Below are 21,012 nucleotides of genomic sequence, written 5' to 3' on the forward strand. Positions count from 1 at the left end.
TTTCTCAATGGATTTTATTTTAGTGCGAAATCACGCTAGAATTTTTACGGTTTTTTATCATCAAAGGAGGATGCATATGAAAGAATTAACTCGCGGCAACCCAGCCAAATTGATTTTCTTTTTCACGATCCCATTATTAGTGGGGAATATTTTTCAACAGTTCTATAGTATGGTAGACATGATCATCGTTGGACAGACATTAGGCAAAGATGCACTTGCTGCAGTCGGTGCGACGGGAAGTGTCAATTTTTTGATCATCGGCTTTGCCCAAGGTTTGACCGCGGGGCTATCCATTATCACTGCTCAACGATTTGGTGCGCGTGATCAGATTGGTGTGCGAAAAAGTTTTGCGACTTCGATCATCATCAGTCTCGGTGTGACCGCGGTCTTGACCGTGCTGAGTTTAACTTTTTTACGTCCGCTACTTGTTTTGATGCAAACGCCTGACGCGATCATTGACCAAGCCCAAGCGTTTATCTCCGTGATTTTAGCTGGGATCTTCGCTTCGATGAGCTTCAATTTATTATCTAATATGGTGCGTGCTCTCGGTGATTCTCGCACGCCGCTATTTTTCTTAGCCTTTGCCGTCGTGATCAATGTCGTTTTAGATTTATTGTTCATCATCAAATTCCACATGGGCGTAGAAGGTGCTGGTTACGCCACCGTGATCGCGCAAGTTTCAGCTAGTTTGATGTGTGTCTGGTATATCAAACGTAAGATTCCATTGCTACAAGTCAGACGTCAACATTTCAGCTGGGATAAAGAAGAATTTCGGATTCATTTAAACGCGGCACTACCGATGGGCTTCCAATCATCCATCATAGCTATCGGTGCGGTGATTTTACAATCGGCCTTGAATAGTTTAGGGACTGATGTCGTCGCCGCCCAAGCAACTGCTGGCCGGATCGATCAATTCGCTACTTTACCGATGATGTCCTTTGGGATCACGATGGCGACTTTTACCGCCCAAAACTTTGGTGCGAAAAAATACCACCGCATCTTACAAGGCGTGAAGCAATGTTTGCTCATGAGCGGTGGCTTCAGTCTCATCGCTGGTTTTGCGATCATTACGTACGGTCATATTTTTGTCAATTGGTTCGTCGATAAAAGCGAAGTCAAAGTGTTTCAATTGGCTCAGATCTATTTTAATATCAATGGCTCACTTTATTGGATCTTAGCGATTTTATTTATCTTGCGTTACACATTGCAAGGCCTCGGCCAAGCGAAAGTGCCCACGATCGCCGGCATCATGGAGCTCGTCATGCGATCGTTTGCGGCCATTATTTTGACCCATTACTTCGGCTATCCCGGTGCAGCATTTGCTTCTCCGCTAGCTTGGATCGGGTCGGTTGCAGTTTTGCTGTTTTCATACCTCAAAGCCATGCAACACTTGCGTAAATTAGATCAAGCCCAACAAGCCGAGCTGACGAGCGAACAATGCCCCGCCCAACAGTAAACAAGTTCTAGCTCAGAAAAATTTGAACTACAAAAAGCGCGAACGACGCAGTTGGAAATCAACTGTGAATCGTTCGCGTTTTTATTTTCACTTAAACTGTCAAACTCTACTGACCAACTTGTTTACAACCGAGTTTAGCGGCGTTCTTTGAGCCATGTTTTGCGGGTTGGTCCTACGATTAATGGAACTGTTTCATAGATCACATCGCTGTATTCCAAACCGAACCATCGCTCGGGTGTTACTGTGTGGCGTTTGATCCCTAAGCGAGCTTGCATAATTTGGCGATCCCACTTATCGATTTCCGTGACATTCGACAACTCTTCACGGATCATAATAAATTGGAAATCACCGACTTGGCGCCCGGGTGTCAATGAATAATGTTGCGGTTGTTTTGGTAAGCGCCCTTGTTTCATTAAATCGTGAATGATTTGACGCAAGTAAACATTGACGTCTTGTGAGATGCGAAAACCAAGATATAATTTTACTTTGACGATAAAATCTGTCCCCATCATATCAACCGAAAATTCTTCAGTATACGGTTCATCGGTTACTTCCACATTCACGAACCAATAGGCTTTTGCTCGCTTGACCCGTTTATCTAAAATGGAATAAATGTATTGTTGCGCGATCTGATCGCCTTCCAAACTTGGAACTAAAAAGACAACGTTCGTTTGGTAATACGGAATCCGCGTATCATCATGCAACTCTTTTAATTGCGCGATGTAGTCTTTAAAATCAACTTCTTGACTAGCATTGACTTGAATCTGATTGCTACGATACCAAATGAACATCAAGCCTAAAATCAAAAGCGCCATCCCGACTGCGACAAAGCCACCATGGAAAAACTTGGTCACACTAGAGATGAAAAAGAACGTTTCCAGTAAACCAAAAAACGTGATCATCAAGCTACTCAAAATGCGAGAAACTTTTTGCTGGACCATGTAATGATAAAGCAAATACGTCGTCATGAGCATCGTCACGGTAATGGATAGGCCGTACGCCGCTTCCATATGACTAGAGGTGCGGAATGTTACGACGATCAACGAGCAAGCCGCCCATAAGATCAAATTGACAGCTGGGATATACATCTGACCGATACTACTACCAGGATAAACGATGTGCATCCGCGGTAATAATTTTAATTTGATCGCTTCTGAGACTAAAGTGAATGATCCTGAGATCAAGGCTTGTGACGCGATGATCGCTGCCACCGTCGCAAAGATAACGCCGATCACCATCCAGCCTTTTGGTAAAATTTGAAAGAACGGATTTAAATTATCAATCGCTTCGATCGTTGCATCGCCTTTTGCATGTAAGATCCAGGCTGCTTGGCCTGCGTAGTTCAACATCAAACATAAAAAGACATACGGCCAACTAAACCGGATATTTTTCTTGCCGACGTGTCCCATATCCGAATACAACGCCTCGGCCCCGGTCGTTGCCAGGAAAATACTGCCTAAGATGAAGACGCCCATTTTATTATCTGGATTGAATAATAAGTGAACGGCATAATAAGGATTCAACGCTTTAATGACCGACAGATCATACGGCAAATTGATCAGCCCCATCACTCCTAAAAAGGTGAACCATAAGAGCATGATCGGTCCAAACGCATGGCCGACAAAATCCGTCCCGAAACGCTGAATCAAAAATAAAAACAATAAGATCAGCAGTGTGATGACCACGATCACATTTTGATCATTCCCAAATTCTTGATAAAAATCTGGGATACCTCGCAACCCTTCGATCGCTGTGGTCACAGTGACCGCTGGTGTCAACACGCCATCAGCTAGCAGTGCAGCCCCGCCGATCATCGCCGGGATGATCAAATACTTGCCACCTTTTCGAACCAAAGTATACAGCGAGAAGATCCCACCCTCGCCGTGGTTATCCGCATTTAGTGCGATGATCACATATTTGATGGTCGTCAACAACATCACTGTCCAAAAAACTAACGAGACGACACCGATGACAAAATCATTGGTCACCGTCTTCAATCCGCCATTTTCGAGCAAGATCGCCTTCATTACATACAGTGGGCTCGTCCCGATATCCCCATAAACCACACCCATCGCGATCAACAAACCTGCGGCTGACAATCGCTGGACGTGGTGGTTTTTCTTTACTTCCATTTTTTCTCCACGCTCCTTATTAAAATAAAAAAGACCTAAACAATAGACAGCTATTGCTTAGGTCTTGCAAATTGCTCTTTTAGACCAGTGCAGGCACTTGTTGTTGATCTAAAAGCATAGCCGTCGCTATGTCGCTACTCCCCTAAAGTCTTTACCTTTTTGAAAAGGATCTGCTTATTTTTTTTCAGCTTGCTCGTCTTCTTTTAGTAAAGCTTTTCGTGAAGCATTTACGCGGCCTTGCCGATCGATCTCTGTGACTTTGACTAAAACTTCATCGCCAAGTTTGACCACGTCTTCTACTTTATTGACCCGTTCATTGGCTAATTGTGAGATGTGGACTAACGCATCTTTTCCTTTGATCAAGTTGACAAAGGCGCCGAATTTTTCGATCCGAACGACTTTACCTAAATAAGTTTCGCCAACTTTGACTTCTTTAGTCAACTCTTTAATGATCTCAATCGCTTTTTGGATCATCGCTGCATCTGATGACGCGATGCTGACATTGCCGTCTTGGTCGATGTCGATCTTCACACCTGTTTCTTCAATGATACCATTGATCGTGTCGCCGCCTTTACCGATGACCGTTTTGATCTTATCAGGATCGATTTGGATCATTTCGATCTTCGGTGCATAAGGGCTTAATTCTTTCCGTGGTTCAGCGATCGTATTCGTCAAGACGTCTAAGATCTCCATCCGCGCTTTTTTCGCTTGCGCTAATGCTTCACGTAAAATTTGTTCCGTGATCCCTTGAATCTTGATATCCATTTGTAGCGCGGTGATCCCTTCATGAGTCCCAGCCACTTTAAAGTCCATATCGCCTAAATGATCTTCCAACCCTTGGATGTCGGTTAAGATCGTATAGTTTTCACCATCTGAGACAAGCCCCATCGCGATCCCGGCAACCGGTGCTTTGATCGGCACACCAGCATCCATCAAAGCTAATGTCCCGGCACAAATACTTGCTTGTGAAGAAGAACCGTTTGATTCCAACACTTCGGCTACTAACCGGATCGTGTAAGGAAATTCTTCTTCACTTGGGATAATTTGTGACAATGCTCGTTCACCTAACGCCCCGTGTCCGATTTCTCGGCGACCAGGTGAACCTGCTCGTCCCGTTGAACCAACTGAAAATTGAGGGAAATTATAATGGTGGATGAATCGTTTGCTTTCTACGGAACCTAAGCCATCGATGATTTGATGTTCACCTAATGGCGCTAACGTACAAGCGGACAATGCTTGCGTTTGTCCCCGAGTGAATAGACCTGAACCATGAACGCGTGGTAAAACGCCAACCTCGGCATCCAATTGCCGGATCTCATCGACTTTCCGGCCATCAGGACGAATTTTATCGATCGTGATCAATTCTCGCACGACATCTTTTTCCAAATCTTCTGCAATCTGTTTGACTTCTTTTGTTACTTGAACTAGATCTTCTGTCTCCATGTCCGCAAATTTTTCAGCGTAGACTTCTTTGACTGTTTCTTTGACTTTTTCGATCTCATCTTCCCGTGCTAATTTTTCTTCGGTCATGACAGCTGTCTTCATCGTTGGATAGTAGGCATCGTAAATTTCATTTTTCAACTTTTCATCGACTTTAAGTAATGTGATGTCCATTTTTTCTTTGCCGACTGCCGCTACGATATCTTCTTGGAAAGCCACCAATTCTTTGATCGCATCAAAGCCGAATAGTAACGCACCTAACATATCATCTTCTGACGCTTCTTTCGCACCAGATTCAACCATGTTGATGGCTTGTTTTGTCCCGGCTACCGTCAATTCGATATCTGAGTTTTCATGTTGTTCAACGGTTGGATTCAAAACGTAGTCGCCATTTACTCGTCCAACTTCGACTCCTGCGATCGGTCCGTCAAACGGTACATCAGAAATCGATAACGCTAATGATGACCCTAACATTGCAGCCATTGCCGGTGAGCAATCTTGTTCAACGCTCATCACGATGTTAGTCACTTGAACTTCATTTCGGAAACCTTCCGCAAACATCGGACGGATCGGACGGTCGATCAAACGAGCTGTCAATGTCGCTTCAGTTGAAGGACGACCTTCCCGTTTGATAAAGCCGCCAGGGATTTTACCGACTGCGTACATTTTTTCTTCATAGTTGATCGTCAATGGGAAAAAGTCAGTATCTTTCGCTTCTTTTGAGGCAACCGCGGCACTTAAGACCACCGTATCACCATAGCGAACTAAAACAGCACCATTGGCTTGTTTTGCTAATTGACCGACTTCGATTTGTAAGGGACGACCGCCCCAGCTTGTTTTAAAAATTCTTTTTTCTGACATACTTTCTCCTTTTCCCTTCAACAGGTACAACGCTACTAAACAAATGAAAACACTCCACTTTTGAAATGCTTGCATTTGGTTAGTAGGGTGATGTCCACCTAGTCAAAGGCTAAATTATTTTAAATGAAACTTCTCTCACTGCGTTTTCCCAGGCCAGTTCTACGTAAGCGATACAGCCGCTAAGTAGAACTAGTAAAAAAGTGAGATTCCTAGGAACCTCACTTTCATTTTGATTAACGACGTAGTCCTAGACGTTGGATCAATTCGCGGTAACGTTGAACGTCAGTTTTACGTAAGTAAGCTAACAAGTTACGACGATGACCAACTTTTTTCATCAAACCACGGTATGAATGGTGGTCTTTTTTGTGGACGCGTGCGTGTTCATTCAGTTGATTGATTTCTTCCGTTAATACAGCGATCTGTACTTCTGGTGAACCAGTATCTCCTTCATGACGAGCGAAATCTTTGATAATTTCATTTTTGCGTTCTTGTGTTAATGCCATGTTTTTCACCTCTTTCTTTCGTTCTCCCTACGACTGAGTAAAGCGTTGGTGAATCGCCTAACCAAGTGATAGGTGGTGCGCCTGCGCACGTTATTACTTTACTTGATTCGGCTTAAAAAAGCAAGTTTGCTTCGGCTTTTTTCCTAGCAGTTGTATTTTATAGGAAATTTTTAAGAAATATCGTCGTTAAAACAAGAATTTTGTAAACTTTTTAGTTTATGATAGACTATGATGATGAAATGGGCGTCTAGTCCCGAGTGTGAGAGGAGTCATTAGAAATGATCACCATGGATGATATTATCCGTGAAGGCAATCCAACGTTGCGCGCAGTCGCCAAAGAAGTTGCGTTTCCTTTGACGGAAGAAGAAATCGAATTAGGTCATCAAATGATCGAATTTTTAAAAAACAGTCAAGACCCTGAAAAAGCCAAAGAATTACATTTACGTGGTGGAGTTGGTTTAGCCGCTCCCCAATTAGATATCTCAAAACGGATCATTGCTGTACACGTTCCAAGTCTTGATCCCGAAAAAACTGAACCAAGCTTAAGCACTGTCATGGTCAATCCAAAAATTTTGAGTCATTCAGTACAAGAGGCTTGTTTAGGCGAAGGCGAAGGTTGCCTTTCCGTCGACCGTGAAGTTCCAGGGTATGTGGTCCGCGCTGCTCGTATCACCGTTACGTATTATGATTTGGCCGGTGAAAAACATAAGCTCCGATTGAAAAATTACGAAGCGATCGTCGTGCAACACGAGATCGATCACTTGAACGGTATTATGTTTTATGATCACATTGATCAAGCTAATCCATTACACTTAAAAGATGGTGTCTTAGTGATCGAATAAGTTAAAACGATTCGAAAGTCCAAACGACTTTTGGATCGTTTTTTTGAACAAAAAGCGGGAGCAAGACATAGTCATTGTCCTACTCCCGATTTTCAATTAAATGGCATAACAGAAAAAATTCTGCCCCAATTGATTGGCTTAGCCTTTGAATTCATTGACGACACATTTGTCTTTGACGATTTTACTTTGAGCGACAACATCGTAGTTAGTGGCAAAACATAAGGCTTCGCGATACTTCTCAAATTCTTTTTGTTCAGTCGTTCCGCATTTATTTTTTACGACCACGATATAAAAGTTCAACGTTCTCATCCTTTCTTAAAACGTCCTACCTTCTCAAACTCATTGTACTATAACAGAAAGAATTCTCAAGACCGGCTTTCTCCAGAAAAGTTCGCTCTTTTGACCAATCCATTGAGCTGACACTAAACTACTTGCTGACGAGCACAAAAAAAGACACAGCTACTGTGCCTTTATTGATATAAAATATGGTGTTTTGATAATGCAGCTTTGATCTTTGCTAAATCTTCCGGGGTCTCATAGGCGATCGTGTGTAAGTGAATCCCGTTGGTCAATTCCGATAGCAGACTCGTCTGTGCCTTTTGATAGTCTTTCATGAAACGCGCAACATCGGATTTCGTTTTAAGGTGTAATCCGCCAACTAATTCCCCATACAAAGGATGTTCCACGACGACATCGATCACTTCACCACCGTTTTCCACGACCAACAAAAGTTCTTCTTCTGTTTGTGCTTTATTGTGTTGCACGGCGATCTTACTGATCATTTTATCAGCGGGTTGTTCTAACAAATAACCTCGTGCCGTTGCAATGATCGCTTCGCCACTTGCGCGCAACAACGCGACATCTCCCACAATGATCTGCCGGCTGACACCCAATTCTTTAGCGAAACGGCTGGCGCTGATTGGTTTTTCCGTATTGGCCAAGGCACTTAAGATCGCCGTTCTGCGTTTTGTTCCTTCCATTGTTTATTCCTCACTTATTCGTTGTTTTTGGAATGCCCGCGACTGTTCCATGATCGCTTCAAACGTTGCTAAAATCGTCGCTTCATAAGCAGGATCTTTCACGGCTTGTGCGACACTAGCTAACACAGCTTGTTCCCGACTTTCATCTAAGACAGCCGTTTTATTTAGTGCTTTGAAATCTGCCACTTCCGAAACAGCCTCCAAACGTTTTTCTAACAACGCGACCAATTCTTGATCTAGCTGATCGATTTTTTCGCGGGCAGCCGTTAAAGCGTCGGCTGGCTTTTGCGTTTCGATTTGTTTGATGACGCGAGCTGGATTTCCTCCCAGCACGACATTACTGCCAAATGATTTCGTCACGACTGCTCCAGCAGCTACCACGACATTGTCGCCTAATGTGACGCCTGGCGTGAGTACGACTGAGCCACCTAACCAGACATTGTTCCCGATTACGATCGGTTTTCCAAATTCTAATCCACTATTGCGTTTGACTGGCTCAAGGGGATGTGTCGCGGTATACAATTGGACATTTGGACCAAACATACAATGATCACCGATCGTAATCGGACAAGTATCTAAAAATGTATTACCAAAGTTCGCGTAGAAATTTTCACCTACTGTCACATTGTAGCCGTAATCTGCGATAAACGTTGGTTCAACGTAAACTTGCTGGCCCGTCTGTCCTAAAAATTTTTTCACTAATTGCTCTCGCACTGCCGGTTCGTGCGCTTGGTTGATCTGTGCGACAGCTTGCCGCGCGGCCAAACGATCCGCCACTAATTCTGGATCACGAGAAAAATATAATTCGCCGGCGATCATTTTTTCTTTTTCAGATTTTGCCACGGCCCTTCCTCCTTTATTTCTTCATTAAACTTGTTCAAAGACTTCCGTACCATTCGCTTGGACGAATTGATAAGGTCCTGGCACTGCGATCTCTGTTTGATTGATAGCTAAAACTTCCGCATTTTTTTGCTTGTAATAGATCAAATCACAAAACGGATGAACTTGAAAACTGGTCCCGACGATGACGACCAGTTCGGCTTCCCCCATTGCACGTTGGGCTTGCAACAACACGTCATCGGCAAACCCTTCTTCGTACAAAACGATCCGCGGGCGAATTTGGCCCCCACAATTTTCGTGGCGATCACTTTTCAAATAGTCATGCCAGTCCACATTTTTCCCGCATTTACGACAATAGCAATCATACAGCGAGCCATGAAAATTAACTAAATGCTGACTACCAGCTGCCTGATGCAGACCATCGATATTTTGCGAGACAACCCAAACCGTCTTTGTCTTTTCCAGCGCCGCCATTTTTTCATGAATGATATTCGGCTTAGCAGCTGGATGATAAATATGTTTGACAAAATTATAAAACTTTTCCGGCTCTTGCTCCATACACGTATGACTCAATAAATATTCCGGAGTTTCTAGTCCCTGATAAATCCCATGAAGCGAACGATAATCTGGAACTCCTGACGGTGTGGAAACCCCCGCGCCCGTCAAAAAAGTGATACGTTTGGCTTGTTGGATCTTTGCAGCAGCTTTTTCGGCTGAAATTTTTTCCATTTTGATCACCTCGTTTCTATTATACTCAATTTGCATCAGAAAGAAAAAAAGAGTCCATGACTGAGCCTACACACTTCTAGCTTAATGCAAAAAAGAAGCAAGACTGAGGAACGTCTTACTTCTTTTTACCAAATCGCCAGCTACACTTTATTTTTGATCCAACAACTTGCTAGCTATTGATTGATGAACTGGTTGATTTGTTCCAACATTTTATCAGTCGTCAAACCAAATTCAGCTTGTAAAAATTCTGGTGTTCCGACCTGACCGAAACGTTCATTGACTCCAATGCGTTTTAGTGGAACGGCTAGGCCATTGTCAGCTAACACTTCGGCCACTGCACTACCCAAGCCACCAGTGATGGAATGATTTTCGATCGTGATCACACCTTTTTTACCTGCCAAGCGCTCTAACAATAATTCTTTATCCAACGGTTTGATGGTGAACATATCGATCACGTCCGTCGTCACGCCATTTGCGGCTAGTTGATCAGCTAACTCAAGCGTTTCAGAAACTAACTGACCGGCTGCTACTAATAAATAATCTTCCCCAGTCTTCAATAAGTTTCCTTTGCCTAATTCAAAAGTTGAGCCTTTTTCATAAACATGTTTGACGCCTTTTCGATTTCCCCGGACATAATGTACCCCGGCTGACTTACTGAACTCTTTGATGATCCAATCCATCTGCACTTCATCGGCTGCATCACAGATCACGACATCAGGGATCGAACGCAACAAAGCGACATCTTCCCACGTCGTATGCGTCCCACCGTTGTGTCCAGCTGCAAAACCTGGATCAGAACCAAAAATATTGATCGTATTTTTAGCATAAGCGCCAGACAAATACACTTGATCTAACACTCGACGCGTCGCAAAAGGACCAAATGTGTGGATGAACGGAGTGAAGCCAGTTAAACTCAAGCCGGCTGCAACGCCTACCATATTCGCTTCTGCGATCCCGACATTGATGAACCGATCAGGATTGGTTTTGGCAATGTCTGTCCATTTACTAGCACCACCAAGGTCAGCATCTAAAGCGACAACTTTCGAATCCGTTTGCATCAGATCTTTCAGAGCATCGACAACAACCGCTCTTAGTTCTTTACCGGTTTCGTGATTTTCAGTTAATGTGAACATATTAGCTCCGCTCCTCAATGATTTTTTTTAGATCGGCTAAGGCTTGATCAGTCGCTTGTTGCACTTCGTCGTTGTTGAACTTGACAGAGTGGTTCGCTTCCATTTCTTCAAAATATTTTACGCCTTGACCTTTGATCGTATCTAATACGATGCAGACCGCTTCGTCTTTGACCGCTTTACACTCGTCAATGGCTTGATCGATTTTTGCTAAATCGTCCCCTTTGACTTTCCGTGTGTTGAATCCAAATGCTTTCATCTTTGCTTCAATATCAAATGGGTTCAAAATTTCTTCCGTCGTACCATCTAATTGTTTCTTGTTTTCATCGATGATCACGATGCAGTTGTTCAATTTAAAATGCGCGATGTATTGGAAGGCTTCCCAACATTGCCCTTCATTCAATTCACCGTCACCTACGATCAAATAGACCACATTGTCTTTTTGCTGCATTTTCAAACCAGTTGCGATCCCCGCTGCAACCGAAGTACCTTGACCTAATGAACCTGTAGTCGCATCGACACCTGGTGTTTTCGTTCGGTCAGGATGAGATGGTAATTTCGTGCCGCCTTCATTCAAAGTCCCCAGCATTTCACGATCAAAGAAACCAACATTTGCTAAAGCCGCATATAAGGCGGGGCCAGCATGACCTTTTGATAAAACTAACCGATCCCGATCTTCCCATTGCGGATTTTTGGGATCGACTTTCATTTGTTTCCCATATAAAACAGCGAGCAGATCAGCAATCGAAAGGGAACCGCCGATATGACCGGAACCAACTTTCCGAATCGCCTCGATACTGTCTAAGCGGATCTCAGCAGCTAATTTTTCAAGCGATGCGAGCAATTCTTTCTCCATGTTAACTCTCCTTCTAAAATAAATTTCATCCCGCTAGCAACTCACTGCGGGATGAATGATGATTCAATTATTCAGCAGCTGGTTTGTTTTTGTTTTTGCCTAAAACTGTTAGTAAGATCAAAACAGCTAGTACGGCTAAAATACAAATGATGACAGCTAATTGACCGCCGACTTTGGCCATGTTCCCCATCAAGATCCCCACAACACCGTAATCGGTATCTGAGAAAGTTGAACCTTGGAAACCTAAGTTACCTAACACCGGCATCAAGAAGATCGGCATGAAACTGATCAAGATCCCTTGCAAGAACGAACCGATCACTGCACCGCGGAAACCACCGGTCGCATTCCCATAAACACCGGCTGTTGCACCACAGAAGAAATGCGGCACTACACCAGGGATGATGATGACTGAACCGGTTGCAGCCATGATGAACAAGCTGACGATCCCGCCAACAAAACTTGAGAAGAAGCCGATCAAAACAGCATTTGGTGCATAAGGGAAAACGATTGGACAATCCAAAGCTGGTTTTGCATTTGGTACCAATTTTTCTGAGATTCCTTTAAAGGCTGGGATGATCTCAGCTAAGATCAACCGAACACCGGCTAAGATGATGAACACACCAGCGGCAAATGCACCGGCTTGTTGCAGCGCAAAGATGATGTGGTTTGTGCCGTTACTTAATTTAGAAGTCACATACTCGCCACCGGCAAAGATCGCTACGATGATATAAACGATCGTCATCGTGATGGTGATACTGACTGTTGAGTCCCGTAAGAAAGATAAACCTTTCGGGAAGTTGATATCTTCAGTTGATTTTTCTTTATTGCCGACATATTTTCCGATCAACGCACTGAACGCATACCCAAAGTTTCCGGTATGACCGAGCGCAACCGTATCATTTTTCGTGACTTGCGTCGTAAACGGCTGCAAGATCGCTGGGAAGATCGTATTTGACAAGCCTAATGCGATCCCACCAAACAAGACCATCATCGGCGTACTCATTTTAGTCGTCGTCAAGATTACAGAGATCAAACACGCCATGTAAAGCATTGCATGACCCGTCAAATAAATATATTTAAACTTCGTGATCCGAGCAAAGACGATATTGAATGCCATCCCCGCTAACATAATCAAAGCCGTGGCTGTCCCGAATTGTTTTAACGCAATCGCAACGATCGCTTCATTGTTGGGCACCACACCAGATACGTGAAACGCGTGCTTGAACATTTCTCCAAACGGTGCTAGAGAGTCACTGACAACTCCAGCTCCTGAAGTTAAGACGATAAAACCGACAAACGTTTTGATCCCGCCGCGAACGATATCTCCAACATTTTTCTTTTGTAGCAATAAACCTAAGATCGCAATAAGGGCAACTAAAATCGCGGGCGTACTCGCTATGTCGATGATTACCTTTAACGCACCATTCATGATAGAACCTCCTAATAATTTAGTTTTTTATTTATAAATAAGGGCAAAGTGAATGACTGCCATTCACACTATAAAAAACGTGGAGAAAAGGGCCCGATTATTTCAGGCCTTTTTCTTCAACGACTTTTTCAACCTTTTGTTCTAATTCATCCATGTCGATGATACTATCTAAAACGACCACATTACCTAAGTGTTCGGCGCTATCCGCTAAATCACTTGCGACAAAGAAAACATCGGCGCTATCTGGTGTGGCACTCCCCATATCAAAGTGAGTGACTTCAACGCCATCGACACCTAATTTTTTCAAAATACTTTTGATATTCATTTCCACCATAAAACTTGAACCTAGGCCTGAGCCACATACTGCTGCGAATTTCATTCTTCATTCTCTCCTTCAGTTAAAATAGTTAGGATCTCTTCTTTTGTTTCCGCGTTTAACAGTTGATCTAATTTTTGACTATTTGACAATACTCGCGTCAAGCTAGCCAACGCTCGTAAATGCGCTTCATTATCGACAGCGGCTAAACAAACAAAGATTTGGATCGGATGTTTTTCATCATCCATCAATAAAACTGGTTCTTTGACTTTTAATAGCGACATGCCAATCTGATTGACCCCATCTTCTGGTCGAGCATGAGGCAAGGCGATCCCTTTTCCAATATGGATGAACGGACCAAACTGTTTGACTTTGTCGATCATCGCTTCCGCGTAACGAGGCTCGATGATTTTTTTATCCAGCATCGGTTTAGCGGCAAAACGGATCGCGTCTTCCCAGTTCATTTTTTCATCCGTCAATTGGATCATATCGGGCGTAAGTAATTCCGTAAGCATCGGTCGATTGTCCTCCTTTCTTTCAATAGAACGATTCATTTTTTTGTTGAGCACTTTGTAAAGCTTCTCTTGCGTAACACCTTCTTTCAATTGAACATAAGGCAAGAGTGCATCCACGATCTCATTTGCACTTGGCAACGAAAAACCGGGAATCAATAATTCTTCTTGCACTCGATTGATCAGCCGATTTTTTTCTAATGGACTCATCAAAGGTTTCACGACGTACAAGGGCTTTTTGCTTTCTAATCCAACCGTTGAAAAGATCACATCATAACTGTCTTCGGAGATACTTTGGATCTGGTCGACTGAGTTTGCTTCATTAAATGTGATCGTCGGAAACATTTTTTTCAATTCTGACTGTAAGATTAACGATGAACTGATCCCGTTTGGACAGACGATCAAGGCTTTGACTTCGGCAGTTCTTTGAGCCATTTTTTGACTGGAGATCTCACCGCCAAATAAAATCGTGAAAAAGCCGATCTCTTCTTCTGGCAATTTACGCTGTACCAGTTTTTCTAACGGTAACAACGCTTCTTTCGTAAACTCAAAGATCTCACGGTACTCAGAGCGAATACTGTCGATCAAAACATTGGGCAAATAAAAACCATTACTGATCCGAAAATACGCTGGCACGAGATGATAAAACAAATTCATCAAAAGCTCTTTGAAATTCGTGAACTGGATCGCAGCTAAGTTTTCCATGCGATGAATGACCTCACTCGAACAACTCAACAGAAAATCCAATTTGATATCTTGAATCTCCCCTTGATAGACTGTCATCAAGACCGAAGTCCAATAAGCTTTTTCAGCTGCATTCAATGCTTGAGAAAATAAAGTTTTCGCCAAACGTTGCGTGACTTCATACGCCGTCAACGACTCCAGCAAGGCTTGTTGAGGATTTTTTGTGACTGGATGCGTCGTTACGCGTAAATATGCAAAGCCTAAAAAGAACGTAATCTCATCGATCCGACTCGGAACGATCACTAAGTTACTTGCTTTGGTTGCCGCTACGATCGCGTCCCGCACTTGGGCGTAAAAAGTCAACTCTTGCTGATCCAACCAATTGAAAAGTCCGATCTTGCCGTTGGTCGTTTGCAACAAGCGAGCGGCAAAATTTTGAGCTTCTCGTCGAATCACTTCTTCTGGCCCTGCGATCACAAAACCGGTCTTGCGTGAATAGTCAAAGCGCAGATCACAACGACTTAACTGTTGCCGCAATTTTTTGATGTCGGCTAAAATCGTACCTTTTGAGACAGCCAAAAAATCTTGAAAGTGAAAAACGGATAACTCTTCAAACTCGGAAAAACTCAATAAATAAATTAACGCTCGGCGCTCGTCTTCGGTATAGTTGGGTGCGGCTAACTTATTGCCAACACTCAAATAGGCCCACGTATCAGCAGAAACTTTCGGGATGAACCAGCGCCCCGCTTTTTTCTTTGGTGTAACTGCCAATAATTCAGTTAATTTGTTCAGCTGCTTTTCTGTCTCTGCTAAAGACAAACCGGTTATTTCCGCAGCTTGGGAAATCGTTACGTAACGATCGGAATAGTTGGACAGAAGATAACTGAGCTTGTAATGCATCTTCTTTCCACCTCCTAATTCTATTATAAGTTGTAAGCGGTTGTTTCTAATCTACTTTTAGGTACAATTTGGCGGAGAAAAACTTTTTAGATTGTACCGAATTTGTTAAAAATATCGAATAAAGTTTTTTTATTCCATGAGACAGTCGGATAATTTATTCGGCTTTCAATCATTCGTTCTCAGCATTTTTTAATGTCTGTTCTCAAAAATAAAATTTCTTCCCTACACGTTTTTTAGCTGCGCGTTCTTACTTTGTCATTCCAGCTAAAAAGATTAGCAATCCCTCACAGCTACTCTTATTTTCTTACATTCGACCCACCTTTGAAAAGAAAAATTTATTCTTTTTCTGTTTTTTTATTTGACATTTTCAAAAGCAGCCCGTAAACTGAACGCATAATAACTGAATACGAGATGCCTCATCAATGAGGTAGAGGTCGCGGGACTTATTAACCCTGGGAAGTGAAGAGACACGATGAACCAGGACTAGGAAGCCTCGCCGAAATGTTCGAAAGTTCTCTTACTTTCGGATGTTGGGACGCAAGCCAATAACTTGCGGACTGTCTTAGCAGTGATGCTAAGTTGCGCTATGTTTTTGTGAGGGGTTGTCTTCTTATACTTACAAGCGGCTAGAGTTTATCAGCGGCTTTTTTATTTACTTCCCACTACATACATCTGCCCAATCTCGTAAAAGAAAGGGAGAAATCATGAATAGAAGAAATTTTTCAGTTATCGCAATGTTGCTCGTTTGTCTAGTCTTTTTAGGAATCCCCATACTCGCCCATGCTGATGACAAAACGCCGGCCGGTGAACTTCGGGTCGGAATGGAAGCCGGTTATGCGCCATTCAACTGGACACAAAAAAATGACCGCCACGGTGCAGTCCCCATCCAAGGCGACCAAGCGTACGCTGGTGGTTATGATGTCCAAATGGCAAAAAAAATCGCCGATAAGATGGGCCGCAAGCTCGTGATTGTCAAAACCGAATGGGATGGCCTGCTACCTGCCTTACAATCCGGTAAGATCGACGCAATCATCGCCGGCATGTCCCCGACTGCTGAACGCCGCAAAGAAGTTGACTTTTCTGATCCATATTATGAATCGCAACTCGTCATCGTCACGAAAAAGGATAGTAAATACGGCAAAGCGACATCACTCAAAGATTTTTCAGGCGCAAAGATCACCGCGCAATTGAGTACATTCCATTACAGCGTGATCAAACAAATCCCTGGCGTGAAAAAACAAGAAGCGATGGATAATTTCCCTGCAATGCGGGTCGCACTTGAATCAGGGACGATCGATGGCTACGTCAGTGAACGGCCAGAAGGAGTCACGGCGCAAAGTGTCAATCCAGAATTAAAAATGATCCAGTTCAAAGGCGACAACGGATTTAAAACAAATCCCGAAGACGTCCAAGTCTCTGTCGGGATGCGCAAAGGCGATCCTGACATCGCTCAAGTCAACCAGATCTTAAGTACGATCCCTCAAAAAGAACGAAACAAAATCATGGATCAAGCTGTCAAAGATCAACCGGCGTCTGATGAAACAAAAACGACTTCCGGCAAAAAAGAAAATGTCTTCGTGAAGATCTTGAAACAAAATGGCTCGATGTTCCTACGCGGGACTGGCATGACTTTACTGTTAGCGATCGTCGGGACGACTGTCGGGACTTTGATCGGTTTGCTCGTTGGTGTCTTCCGTACTTTGCCACAAGCTGCTACCAGTGGTAAACGCGGCTTCCAAAAAGTGATCGGCTGGCTCTTGAACGCCTACATCGAAATTTTCCGTGGGACTCCAATGATCGTTCAATCCGCTGTCATTTATTACGGTGTCGCGATGGCTTTCGGGATCGATCTGAATCGAACGATCGCCGCTTTAGTGATCGTCTCCATCAACACCGGTGCATACATGTCTGAAATCGTCCGCGGCGGGATCTATGCCGTTGATGATGGCCAATTTGAAGCAGCTCACGCGATCGGGATGACTCATAGTCAAACGATGCGCAAAGTCGTTTTACCACAAGTCATGCGGAATATTTTACCGGCGACCGGGAATGAATTTGTCATCAACATCAAAGATACATCCGTGTTGAGTATCATTTCGGTATCTGAGTTGTTCTTCCAAGGGAAATCAGCCGCTGGGACGAACTACTTGTTTTTCCAAACGTATTTCATCATCTGTGTGATCTACTTCATCTTGACTTTCACTGCGACTCGGATCTTACGAATCGTTGAAAAGAAAATGGATGGTCCAGATGCCTATGTGCGTCTAGATGAAGAAGACGTCGCCATCGAAGCAGATAAATAAGGAGGTCCATCATGAGTATCATCCAAATCGAACATTTGAAAAAAAGTTTTGGCGATAACCTCGTCTTAAAAGATATTTCCATGAACGTCAACAAAGGCGAAGTGGTTACCATTATCGGTGCGTCCGGTTCCGGTAAATCAACTTTCTTACGTTGCATCAATTTACTCGAAACACCGACTGATGGAAAAATTTTATACAACGGCGAAAATGTTTTAGCGCCTGGTTATGACTTACCAAAATATCGAACCCATCTTGGCATGGTGTTCCAAAGCTTCAATCTTTTCAACAACTTGAACGTCTTACAAAATTGTATGACCGGTCAATTGACGGTTTTAAAACGCGATGAAAAAACAGCGCGTGCAACCGCGTTAGAAAATTTGAAAAAAGTTGGGATGGATCGTTTCATCGATGCCAAACCGGCCCAGCTGTCTGGTGGTCAAAAACAACGGGTAGCCATCGCGCGTGCACTTTCAATGGACCCAGAAGTCATGTTGTTTGATGAACCGACTTCAGCTCTTGATCCTGAGATGGTCGGGGATGTTTTAGGCATCATGAAAGAGCTAGCCAATTCCGGCTTGACGATGGTCATCGTGACCCACGAGATGGCCTTTGCCAAAGAAGTTTCCGATCGCGTCATCTTCATGGACAAAGGTTTGATCGCCGAAGAAGGAACCGCAGACGATATCTTCATTCATCCTAAAGAAGCTCGAACCAAAGAATTCTTGCACCGAGTGTTACATCCGGAACCATAAAAAAATCGCTTTGCTTTACTACGAAATTTTTCGTAGTAAGGCGAGCGATCTTTTTCTATTTAGAAGTAAAGATTCGGTGATACCAATAATCTGCTTTACGATACGACATGATCCAAATACCTGAGACTAAAAATCGTCCCAGCATCCCGAGTGGCGGATAAATAAAAACGCCCGCCAAGGTCACGAGATTGATCACCATTGAAATCCCACTCCGACGGTCACGACTCAAAACTTTGGCGACGTGACTCGTGGGCTCATTGGCAGCAACCACTTTTTTTGATAAGATGCCAAACGAAAAACTCCACATCGTATAAACTAAAACATAAAAAATTTCGGGCCAAAAGCTGGTGGGATTACGACCGACCCAACTGGTGACAGCCGGACACAACGTCAACCAAAAAAGCCAAAAGATATTCGCCCAGATCACTCCGTAATTTATTTTTTCCGCCATTTGCATGACCCGATGATGATTGACCCAGATCACTGCGACAAAAATGAAACTGATCGTGTAAGCCAGGAGAGTATTTAAAATATTATAGATCGAAGCAAGTGTGGGACTATTGGGAATTTGGATATCTAAAATCAAGACCGTCAAGACGATCGCCACCACACCATCCGTAAATGCTTCCAAACGAGATTTTGTCATTTCTGCTCACCAGCTTTCAAAATTTTGTTATTTCATAATTCCTAGAGGTTTTAACTGACAGTTTTTCGTAAATACAGTACAATAAACTAGAGGAATACTCAATTTTCTGCTTATTTTATTGAGTATTTAACGAGAAATCCAACAACTTAAAAGGAGGTATGATTGGATGCTTTATGAAGAGCTTATGTTTGATTCATCACTTCTTTTGCGTTTTAATATTTTCAAATATTTGGTCCGATCAAACAAACAAATCATAGCGATCAGTCAATTATCAGACGATTTAGATTTAAATTATCAACAAAGTGTCATTGAACTAACGGAGATCGATCAAGAACTGACCGAGATCAATGCCGAACACGTTTCATTTATGATGCGCGCCGGTAAGATCAACCTCGAAAATATCACCAGCACGATCGATGAATACCGTTACTATTTATTGCAACAAGCCGTACCGTTCCAATTCGTTCTTTATTTTTTAAATGAAGAAAATCCGACCATCGATCATTTTTGTGAGAAATATTTTGTTAGCCGTTCAACCGTTTCGCGGAAAATCGATACATTGAAGAAGCATTTGAAAAAGTTTAACTTGCGCTTCACTTACACTGAAGCTGGGATGTCCGGTGATGAACGAACGATTCGTATCGCATTGTTCAACATCGTGTGGCTAGGCACTCGCGGGATCGATTATCCTCTGAATATCGACCGTGAAAAAGTCGATGCTTTAGTTGATCACTACAAAAGCTATTTCCCGCTTTCTCGGACATTTTTCGGTACACAAGAGTTACGTTTATTTGCTGGAGTCGTTTTAGCTCGAATTCGCAAAAATCATTTTACTAAATACGATCCTCGTTATAATTTCTTGATGAAGGATAATCCTTATTATGATTTTACTTCTCTTAGCAAGATTTTAGACATACCGTTGACGACTCGTCAATTAAAAGGTGAGAGCAGCTTCATCTATCTCTTAGCTCATTATGCACCATTTTACACGATTCGTGACGATGCGTGCTTGAAGCAAACGCTCCACGACTTTGCGATCCGAGCAAATCCAGTCAATGAACTGGTGGGCGAATTCCGGCGTTTTGCTAAAAAAACGTTGTTCCCAGACAACCCAGCTTTGATGGATGATCCACTATTAGTGGGAAATATGTTGAACATCACGTTTGCGTATTTCATTTTCCGTCAGCCTTTCCCAAATATTTTGAGCTTAGTCGTACCACCAAATCATCATATGACGCAAGGCGAGTTTATTTTAGAGCAAAATATCACAAAATTTATGGAGACTTCCAGTGAGAATCCATCATTTCATTATATCCGTTCCATCTATGTCTTATTGGCAAAGTCGTTCAAACATTTGCTATTGCCATATTTCAACCAGTTCCCGTATTCAAAAGATCTGAAAATCGGCGTAGCAATGGAACACAACGCAATGTTTGTCAATGAGTTGTATCGTTTCTTGGATGATCTGCGCTTTATTAAAGCCGAACCTTATGATACATCTTTGAAGGATGATTACGATTTGATCATCAGCTCCTCACTCTTGTTGAAAAAACAAAAACCGGAGTTGCCGATCTACTTGTTGGATCATGCTTACAGCGAGCACGAACTGATCCCGCTGTATTTAAAATTGCGCCAAATGTACGAATTGAAAAACCAAGTCAAACCTGAACAACAATAAAAAGCGGTGTCACATAACTAACT

At 43.0% G+C, this 21,012-nt stretch carries 18 protein-coding genes and 1 riboswitch; of the genes, 5 read left to right on the forward strand and 13 right to left on the reverse strand.

The features are described 5' to 3' along the window. The first annotated feature begins 76 nt into the window (after window positions 1-76). Complete coding sequence (locus GVJ38_RS05680) at window positions 77-1,456, forward strand: MATE family efflux transporter (RefSeq protein ID WP_159722207.1); 1,380 nt, start codon at window positions 77-79, stop codon at window positions 1,454-1,456. Between the two features lie 134 nt (window positions 1,457-1,590). Here GVJ38_RS05680 and GVJ38_RS05685 read toward each other — a convergent pair whose 3' ends face one another. The 3 genes from GVJ38_RS05685 to rpsO form a co-directional block, all read right to left on the reverse strand. Beyond that, window positions 1,591-3,588 carry a KUP/HAK/KT family potassium transporter gene (locus tag GVJ38_RS05685; protein WP_159722208.1) on the reverse strand — a complete coding sequence of 666 codons (1,998 nt, stop codon included), beginning with the start codon at window positions 3,586-3,588 and terminating at the stop codon, window positions 1,591-1,593. A 174-nt stretch (window positions 3,589-3,762) separates the two neighbouring features. Beyond that, a complete protein-coding gene (gene pnp, locus GVJ38_RS05690) occupies window positions 3,763-5,889 on the reverse strand; it encodes a polyribonucleotide nucleotidyltransferase (protein ID WP_159722209.1) in 2,127 nt (708 codons plus the stop codon). Between the two features lie 233 nt (window positions 5,890-6,122). After that, entirely contained in the window at window positions 6,123-6,392 is a 270-nt protein-coding gene (rpsO, locus tag GVJ38_RS05695; protein ID WP_159722210.1) for a 30S ribosomal protein S15, read from the reverse strand. Between the two features lie 278 nt (window positions 6,393-6,670). On the opposite strand from rpsO, the gene def reads away from it, so the two are divergent. Further along, window positions 6,671-7,234 (forward strand): peptide deformylase, encoded by a 564-nt coding sequence (gene def, locus GVJ38_RS05700; protein ID WP_159722211.1) that lies wholly within the window; start codon window positions 6,671-6,673, stop codon window positions 7,232-7,234. A 138-nt stretch (window positions 7,235-7,372) separates the two neighbouring features. Here def and GVJ38_RS14150 read toward each other — a convergent pair whose 3' ends face one another. The 9 genes from GVJ38_RS14150 to GVJ38_RS05740 form a co-directional block, all read right to left on the reverse strand. Continuing rightward, window positions 7,373-7,534 carry a hypothetical protein gene (locus GVJ38_RS14150; protein WP_200849461.1) on the reverse strand — a complete coding sequence of 54 codons (162 nt, stop codon included), beginning with the start codon at window positions 7,532-7,534 and terminating at the stop codon, window positions 7,373-7,375. 170 nt (window positions 7,535-7,704) lie between these two features. Beyond that, window positions 7,705-8,214 carry a transcription repressor NadR gene (locus GVJ38_RS05705; protein WP_159722212.1) on the reverse strand — a complete coding sequence of 170 codons (510 nt, stop codon included), beginning with the start codon at window positions 8,212-8,214 and terminating at the stop codon, window positions 7,705-7,707. A gap of 3 nt (window positions 8,215-8,217) precedes the next feature. Beyond that, window positions 8,218-9,057 (reverse strand): chorismate mutase, encoded by an 840-nt coding sequence (locus tag GVJ38_RS05710; RefSeq protein ID WP_235032827.1) that lies wholly within the window; start codon window positions 9,055-9,057, stop codon window positions 8,218-8,220. A gap of 24 nt (window positions 9,058-9,081) precedes the next feature. Further along, entirely contained in the window at window positions 9,082-9,783 is a 702-nt protein-coding gene (locus GVJ38_RS05715) for an NAD-dependent protein deacylase (protein WP_159722213.1), read from the reverse strand. A gap of 173 nt (window positions 9,784-9,956) precedes the next feature. Beyond that, entirely contained in the window at window positions 9,957-10,916 is a 960-nt protein-coding gene (locus GVJ38_RS05720) for a transketolase family protein (protein ID WP_159722214.1), read from the reverse strand. A 1-nt stretch (window position 10,917) separates the two neighbouring features. Then, the gene (locus tag GVJ38_RS05725) at window positions 10,918-11,769 is read right to left on the reverse strand and encodes a transketolase (protein ID WP_159722215.1); all 852 of its coding nucleotides are present in this window, start codon (window positions 11,767-11,769) and stop codon (window positions 10,918-10,920) included. 67 nt (window positions 11,770-11,836) lie between these two features. Then, window positions 11,837-13,198 carry a PTS ascorbate transporter subunit IIC gene (locus tag GVJ38_RS05730; protein ID WP_159722216.1) on the reverse strand — a complete coding sequence of 454 codons (1,362 nt, stop codon included), beginning with the start codon at window positions 13,196-13,198 and terminating at the stop codon, window positions 11,837-11,839. Window positions 13,199-13,295: 97 nt separating this feature from the next. Further along, entirely contained in the window at window positions 13,296-13,577 is a 282-nt protein-coding gene (locus GVJ38_RS05735) for a PTS sugar transporter subunit IIB (RefSeq protein WP_159722217.1), read from the reverse strand. Further along, window positions 13,574-15,610 (reverse strand): BglG family transcription antiterminator, encoded by a 2,037-nt coding sequence (locus GVJ38_RS05740; protein WP_159722218.1) that lies wholly within the window; start codon window positions 15,608-15,610, stop codon window positions 13,574-13,576. Before GVJ38_RS05740 ends, GVJ38_RS05735 begins: the two co-directional genes overlap by 4 nt. Window positions 15,611-16,030: 420 nt before the next feature. Further along, a riboswitch (Lysine riboswitch) is annotated at window positions 16,031-16,205 on the forward strand. Window positions 16,206-16,314: 109 nt separating this feature from the next. Between GVJ38_RS05740 and GVJ38_RS05745 the strand changes: the two genes are divergently transcribed. Next, entirely contained in the window at window positions 16,315-17,913 is a 1,599-nt protein-coding gene (locus GVJ38_RS05745; protein WP_159722219.1) for an ABC transporter permease subunit, read from the forward strand. A gap of 8 nt (window positions 17,914-17,921) precedes the next feature. Further along, on the forward strand, window positions 17,922-18,665 hold the full coding sequence (locus GVJ38_RS05750; RefSeq protein ID WP_159722232.1) for an amino acid ABC transporter ATP-binding protein: 744 nt from the start codon (window positions 17,922-17,924) through the stop codon (window positions 18,663-18,665). 55 nt (window positions 18,666-18,720) lie between these two features. Here the strand turns inward: GVJ38_RS05750 and GVJ38_RS05755 are convergent, their stop codons facing one another. After that, window positions 18,721-19,311 carry a TMEM175 family protein gene (locus GVJ38_RS05755; protein WP_159722220.1) on the reverse strand — a complete coding sequence of 197 codons (591 nt, stop codon included), beginning with the start codon at window positions 19,309-19,311 and terminating at the stop codon, window positions 18,721-18,723. A 166-nt stretch (window positions 19,312-19,477) separates the two neighbouring features. Here GVJ38_RS05755 and GVJ38_RS05760 point away from each other — a divergent pair, with 166 nt between their 5' ends. Further along, complete coding sequence (locus tag GVJ38_RS05760) at window positions 19,478-20,989, forward strand: helix-turn-helix domain-containing protein (protein ID WP_159722221.1); 1,512 nt, start codon at window positions 19,478-19,480, stop codon at window positions 20,987-20,989. The last annotated feature ends 23 nt before the right edge of the window (window positions 20,990-21,012 follow it).

The organism is Enterococcus sp. CSURQ0835 (assembly GCF_902706605.1).
Taxonomy (GTDB): domain Bacteria; phylum Bacillota; class Bacilli; order Lactobacillales; family Enterococcaceae; genus Enterococcus_A.